Origin of the sequence: Arenimonas sp. (assembly GCF_041913985.1) — a bacterium.
Taxonomy (GTDB): Bacteria; Pseudomonadota; Gammaproteobacteria; order Xanthomonadales; family Xanthomonadaceae; genus Arenimonas.
In genome coordinates this window covers 1-4,752 of the sequence record NZ_JAYSEG010000058.1, presented here as the reverse complement: position 1 = coordinate 4,752, position 4,752 = coordinate 1, and the positions used below count along the sequence as shown (strand labels likewise).

Sequence of the window (4,752 nt, the reverse complement as noted above, 5' to 3'; positions counted from 1 at the left end):
AGATCATGGTGCTCGGCGGCGGCCCCAACCGCATCGGCCAGGGCATCGAGTTCGATTACTGCTGCGTGCACGCCGCGCTCGCCCTGCGCGAGGACGGCTACGAAACCATCATGGTCAACTGCAACCCGGAGACCGTGTCCACCGACTACGACACCTCCGACCGCCTGTACTTCGAGCCGGTGACGCTCGAGGACGTGCTCGAGATCGTCGAGGTCGAGAAGCCCAAGGGCGTCATCGTGCAGTACGGCGGCCAGACCCCGCTCAAGCTCTCGCGCGCGCTCGAGGCGGCCGGCGTGCCCATCATCGGCACCAGCCCGGACAGCATCGACCTGGCCGAGGACCGCGAGCGCTTCCAGAAGCTGGTCGAGGAGCTCGGCCTGCTGCAGCCGCCGAACCGCACCGCCCGCAACGCCGAGCAGGCCATCGCCCTGGCCAACGAAATCGGCTACCCGCTGGTGGTGCGCCCGAGCTACGTGCTGGGCGGCCGCGCCATGGAGATCGTCTATTCCGACGCCGACCTTTCGCGCTACATCCGCGAGGCGGTGCAGGTGTCGAACGATTCGCCGGTGCTGCTCGACCGCTTCCTCGACAACGCCGTGGAAGTGGACGTGGACATCATCGCCGACGCCCAGGGCAACGTGCTGGTGGGCGGCATCATGGAGCACATCGAGGAAGCCGGCGTGCACTCGGGCGACTCCTCCTGCTCGCTGCCGCCGTACTCGCTGCCGGCGCACGTGCAGGACAAGCTGCGCGACCAGGTCGCCCAGCTCGCCCGCGCGCTGAAAGTGGTGGGCCTGATGAACACCCAGTTCGCCATCCACATGGACGAACACGGCGGCGACACCATCTACCTGCTGGAAGTGAACCCGCGCGCCTCGCGCACCGTGCCTTTCGTGTCCAAGGCCATCGGCGTGCCGCTGGCCAAGATCGCCGCGCGCTGCATGGCCGGCAAGACGCTGGCGGAGCAGGGCGCCACCCGGGAAATCGTGCCGGACTACTACTCGGTCAAGGAAGCGATCTTCCCCTTCGCCAAGTTCCAGAACGTCGACCCCATCCTCGGCCCCGAGATGCGCTCCACGGGCGAGGTGATGGGCGTGGGCCGCACCTTCGCCGAGGCCTTCGGTCGCGCCGAGGAAGCCGCCAACATCAAGGCGCCGATGCCCGGCAAGGCCTTCCTGTCGGTGCGCGACCCGGACAAGAAGCGCCTGCTGCCGGTGGCCAACGACCTGGTCGAGCGCGGCTACACGCTGGTGGCCACCGAGGGCACCGCGAAGTTCCTGGCCGGGCAGGGCATCGCCTGCGAGCGCATCAACAAGGTGATCGAAGGCCGCCCGCACATCGTCGACCTGATCAAGAACGGCGAGATCAGCTACATTGTGAACACGACCGAGGGCAAGCAGGCCATCGCCGACTCGTTCTCGATCCGGCGCGAGGCGCTGCAGCACCGCGTCACCTATTCGACCACCATCCCGGGCGCGCGCGCCCTGATCCGCGGCACCGACACCCGTGACAACCCCCGGGTCTGGTCGCTGCAGGAACTGCACAAGGAGCTTCACGGATGAGAGCCCCCTTGACCACCAAGGGCGCCACGCGCCTCAGGGAAGAGCTCGAGCACCTCAAGTCGGTCAAGCGGCCGGCGGTGATCAACGCCATCGCCGAGGCCCGCGCCCACGGCGACCTGAAGGAAAACGCCGAGTACCACGCCGCCCGCGAACAGCAGGGTTTCATCGAGGGCCGCATCCAGGAGCTGGAGTACGTGCTGTCGCACGCCCAGCTGATCGACGTGGCCAGCCTCAACGCGGGCAGCCGCGTGGTGTTCGGCGCCACCGTCGAGCTGGCCGACTGCGACAGCGGCGACGAGGTGACCTACCAGATCGTGGGTGACCTGGAGGCCGACATCAAGCAGGGCCTGATCTCGATCTCCTCGCCGCTGGCGCGCGCGCTGATCGGCAAGCACGAGGGCGACACCGTCACCATCCAGGCGCCCGCTGGCGCCCGCGACTACGACATCGTCGGCGTGCGCTACGAGGGCTGAGGCCCGCCCGATGCCCGCCGCCGAGGCCGCGCCCGCCGTCGTCCTGCTGTTGCCCGAACGCCGGCGTTTCGCCGGCCAGCCGCTGTCGCCCGCCGTGGCCCGTGCGCTCACGCGGGGCGACCGCGGCGCCGACGCGGAGCCCGGTGAATCCGCGCAGCTGCTGCGCTGGTTCGAGCTGCTGCCGCGCGGCTGGCCGGTAGCCGCCATCACCCGCCAGCGCGACGCCGGCGACGCCGCCGGCCAGGCCTGGCTGCGCGCCGACCCGGCCTTCGTGCGCCCGGACATGACCGGGGCCCGCGTGATGGCCATCGGCGACCTGGGCCTGTCACGCGAGGAAACCGATGCGCTGCTGGCCGAACTGCGGCCGCTGTTCGGCGACGCCGGCTTCGCGCTCAGCGCGCCGTCGCCGTCGCGCTGGTACTTGTCGCTGCCGCAGGGCGCCGCGCTGCCGGCGTTCTCGCCGCCGGAAACGGTGCTGGGCGACGACCTGTTCCTGCACCTGCCCGAAGGCCCGGAAGGCCGCCGCTGGCGCGCCCTGCTCAACGAGGCGCAGGTGCTGCTGCACAACCATCCGGTCAACGCCGCGCGCCTCGCCGCGGGCCGCGTGCCGGCCAACAGCCTGTGCTTCTGGGGCGCCGGCCGGCTGCCCGACCGCGTGCGCGGCCGGGTGGCGAAGGTCGCCGGCGACGAGGCCACGCTGGCCGCTTTGGCTGCGCTGGCCACGGAAACGGTGGGCGAGGGCACGCTGCTGGACCTGCGCGCGGCGCGCGACTGGTCGCAGGTGGAGCGCCACCTGCTCGAATCGCTCCCGGCTTCGGGCGCGGCCGGCGTGCGGCTCGACTTCGCCGACGGCGCGGCCTGGACGCTCCGGCCCGGGCAGCGCTGGCGGCTCTGGCGCCGGCCATTGGCGGCGCTGGCGTGACGCCCGCGCCGCTGCGCATCGTGCGCCGCGCGGTGCCACCGCACGGCCCCTGGCCGGAAACGGTGCCGCCCGTGCTCCAGCGCATCTACGCCGCCCGCGGCGTGCTGGATCCGGCGCAGGGCGAACTCAGGCTCGCGCGCCTGCTGCCGCCCGAATCGCTGGGCCGCGTGGCGCAGGCGGCGGCGCTGCTCGCCGACGCCATCGCCCGCGACGCGCACATCGTCGTGGTCGGTGACTTCGACTGCGACGGTGCCACCGGCACGGCCGTGGCCGTGCGCGGCCTGCGCCTGCTCGGCGCCCGCCGCGTCAGCCACCAGGTGCCGCACCGCGTGACCCACGGCTACGGCCTCACGCCGGGCCTGGTCGAACACCTGCGCGCGCTGTCGCCCGACCTGGTGCTCACCGTGGACAGCGGCATCGCCTGCCATGCCGGCATCGCCGCGGCCAAGGCCAGCGGTTGGCAGGTGCTGGTCACCGACCACCACCTGCCGGGCGAAACGCTGCCGCCGGCGGACGTCATCGTCGACCCGAACCTCGGCGACGACGCCTTCCCCAGCAAGGCCCTGGCCGGCGTGGGCGTGGTGTTCTACCTGCTGCTGGCGCTGCGCCGGCACCAGCGCGAGGCCGGCCGCTTCACCGGGCCCGAGCCCGACCTGTCGTGCCTGCTCGACCTCGTCGCCGTCGGCACCGTGGCCGACCTGGTGCCGCTGGACTTCAACAACCGCCTGCTGGTGTCGGCCGGCCTGCGCCGCCTGCGCCAGGGCCTGGGCCAGCCCGGCCTGCGCGCGCTGATCGAGCTCGCCGGCCGCGACGCGGCCACGCTCACCGCTTCCGACATCGGCTTCGCCATCGGCCCGCGCCTCAATGCCGCCGGCCGGCTCGAGGACATGGCGCTGGGCATCGAATGCCTGCTCTGCGACGACCCGGTGCGCGCCCGTGAGCTGGCCGCCGTGCTCGACCGCATCAACGCCGAGCGCAAGGACCTGCAGCAACAGATGGTGGACGCCGCCGAAGCGCTGGTGGCGGGCCTGCCGCTGGGCGAGGGCGGGGGCGAACTGCCGCCGGTGCTGTGCCTGCACGACGAGGCCTGGCACCCCGGCGTGGTCGGCCTGGTGGCCTCGCGGCTCAAGGACCGGCTGCACCGGCCGGTGCTGGCGCTGGCACCCTCGGAGCCGGGCAGCACGCTGCTCAAGGGCTCGGCGCGCTCCATCTCCGGCCTGCACCTGCGCGACGCGCTGGCGGCCGTGGACGCGCGCCATCCCGGGCTGATCGAGCGCTTCGGTGGCCACGCGATGGCGGCGGGCCTGAGCCTGGACGCCGCCGGCCTCGGCGAGTTCCGCGCCGCGCTCGAGGCCGAGGTGGCCAGCCGCCTCAGCCCCGAGCTGCTGCGCTCGGAGCTGCCCAGCGACGGCGAACTCGCGCCCGCCGAACACACCCGCGACCTCGCCGACCAGCTGCGCCTGGCCGGGCCCTGGGGGCAGGGTTTTCCCGAGCCGGTGTTCGACGGCGTGTTCCGGGTGGCCTCCTGGCGCCGGGTGGGCGAGCGCCACCTCAAGCTCGCGCTGCAGCCCGAGGCCGGCGGCACGGAGCTGTCGGCTATCCATTTCGGTGGCTGGACCGGGCAGGCCCCCGCCGGCCGCGTGCACGTGGCCTACCAGCTCGAGCCCGACGACTGGAACGGCCGCCGCGGCGTGCAGCTGCTGGTCCGCCACCTGGCGCCCCTGTAGGAGCGGGGTGAGCCCCGGCGCAGTGGGCGGGGGGGGGGGGGGCGGGATCCCCGCCCACAACAAGGGGG

General features: G+C 73.0%; 4 protein-coding genes. All 4 read left to right on the top strand.

Annotated elements, in window-relative coordinates:
• Window positions 1–1,562: carbamoyl-phosphate synthase large subunit (carB, locus tag ACE3Q2_RS13235; RefSeq protein WP_374474477.1), on the top strand; the 1,562-nt coding region annotated here is incomplete at its 5' end.
• Entirely contained in the window at window positions 1,559–2,035 is a 477-nt protein-coding gene (greA, locus tag ACE3Q2_RS13230; protein WP_231693969.1) for a transcription elongation factor GreA, read from the top strand. The genes carB and greA, both read left to right, overlap by 4 nt.
• A gap of 10 nt (window positions 2,036–2,045) precedes the next feature.
• Window positions 2,046–2,957: a phosphoglycerate mutase gene (locus tag ACE3Q2_RS13225; RefSeq protein ID WP_374474476.1), complete on the top strand. Its 912-nt coding sequence runs from the start codon at window positions 2,046–2,048 to the stop codon at window positions 2,955–2,957.
• On the top strand, window positions 2,954–4,684 hold the full coding sequence (gene recJ, locus ACE3Q2_RS13220) for a single-stranded-DNA-specific exonuclease RecJ (protein ID WP_374474475.1): 1,731 nt from the start codon (window positions 2,954–2,956) through the stop codon (window positions 4,682–4,684). The genes ACE3Q2_RS13225 and recJ overlap by 4 nt, the downstream gene beginning before the upstream one ends.
• Window positions 4,685–4,752: the final 68 nt, after the last annotated feature.